Here is a 1,241-nt window from a genome sequence, read left to right as displayed (position 1 = left end):
CCCGCCGCCGCGACCTGGAGGAGCAGCGGCTCGGCCGGTCCTCGCCCACCCTGGCGCGGGCCGGCGGGATGCGCGCCCGCCTCGGCCGCGAGCTGGCGGGGTTCTGCGAGGCGCGCGGCTGGCGGCTGCGGTCGGTCCGGGCCGACCTCGCGATCACCGAGCGGTCGCTGGAGGCGTTCCTCGCGACGAAGTTCCTGCTGCCCGCCGGCGCGCTGCTGTTCATCCCGCTGATCGTCGCCTACTTCACGCTGCTCGGGCTCGGCTCGTCCGTCGCCGTCCCCGCGTGGATCTGCGTGCTGTTCGCCGCGCTGTTCTTCTTCTTTCCCGACATGCAGCTCCGGCAGGAGGCGCAGGCCCGCCGGCAGGACTTCCGGCACGTCGTCGGCGCGTTCCTCGACCTCGTCTCGATGAACCTCGCGGGCGGACGCGGCGTCCCCGAGGCGCTGAAGACCGCGGCGGAGGTCGGCGAGGGCTGGGCCATGCACCGCATCCGGGACGCCCTGTCCAACGCCCGCATCACCGGGCAGACGCCCTGGCAGTCGCTCGGCCGGCTCGGCGAGGAACTCGACATCGCCGAGCTGCGCGACCTCGCCGGGGCGCTCGCGCTCGTCTCCGACGACGGCGCGCAGATCCGCAAGTCGCTCGCCGCCCGCGCCGCGTCCATGCGCAGCCGGGAGCTGTCGGAGCTGGAGGGCAAGGCGGGCGAGCGCTCCCAGTCGATGCTCGTCGCGCAGCTGTTCCTGTGCGCCGGATTCCTGATCTTCCTCGCCTATCCGGCCCTGATGCGGGTGCTCGCGTCATGACTCCCGCATCCAGGGCCCGCCCCCGAACCCCGTGGAGGTTTCGATGAATCCGCTCAACCCGCTGAACGACCCGGCGATCACCTACCTGCGCGCCGTGCTCGGCGCCCGGCTGGCACGGCTCCGGTCGGAGGAGGAACGCAGCCGCGGCGCGTCCGCGATCGAGTGGGCGATCATCACCGCGATCCTCGCGCTGATCGCGATCACGATCGGCGCGGTGATCCAGAAAAAGATCCAGGACAAGGCCAACAGCATCAACACGGGCTGACCGCGATGGCGCCCCGGGAACGAGCGGCGTCCCTCCTGCGGTCCGATGCCGGCGCGTCGTCGATGGAGTGGGCGCTGCTCACGCCGATCCTCATCCTGGTGATGCTCGTCGTCGTGCAGTTCGCCATGGTGTTCCACGCCCGGCATGTCGCGCTCGCGGCGGCGCAGGCGGGC

The 1,241-nt window shown here is 72.3% G+C and carries 3 protein-coding genes; all 3 read left to right on the top strand.

Annotated elements, in window-relative coordinates; genetic code table 11:
* On the top strand, window positions 1–803 hold an 803-nt coding region (locus AF1_RS32600; RefSeq protein WP_067808217.1), incomplete at its 5' end, for a type II secretion system F family protein.
* A gap of 43 nt (window positions 804–846) precedes the next feature.
* Window positions 847–1,068 (top strand): Flp family type IVb pilin, encoded by a 222-nt coding sequence (locus AF1_RS32595; protein ID WP_067808214.1) that lies wholly within the window; start codon window positions 847–849, stop codon window positions 1,066–1,068.
* Between the two features lie 5 nt (window positions 1,069–1,073).
* Window positions 1,074–1,241: TadE/TadG family type IV pilus assembly protein (locus AF1_RS33950; RefSeq protein ID WP_169804075.1), on the top strand; the 168-nt coding region annotated here is incomplete at its 3' end.

This window comes from Actinomadura formosensis NBRC 14204, from assembly GCF_001552155.1.
Classification (GTDB): domain Bacteria; phylum Actinomycetota; class Actinomycetes; order Streptosporangiales; family Streptosporangiaceae; genus Spirillospora; species Spirillospora formosensis.
The sequence above is the reverse complement of the archived record's forward strand: the minus strand, read 5'-3'. Positions and strand labels throughout refer to the sequence as shown.

Excerpts from the sequence above, each read along its gene's own strand:
- AF1_RS32595 (WP_067808214.1), top strand. The coding sequence starts at position 847 with ATGAATCCGCTCAACCCGCTGAACGACCCGGCGATCACCTACCTGCGC.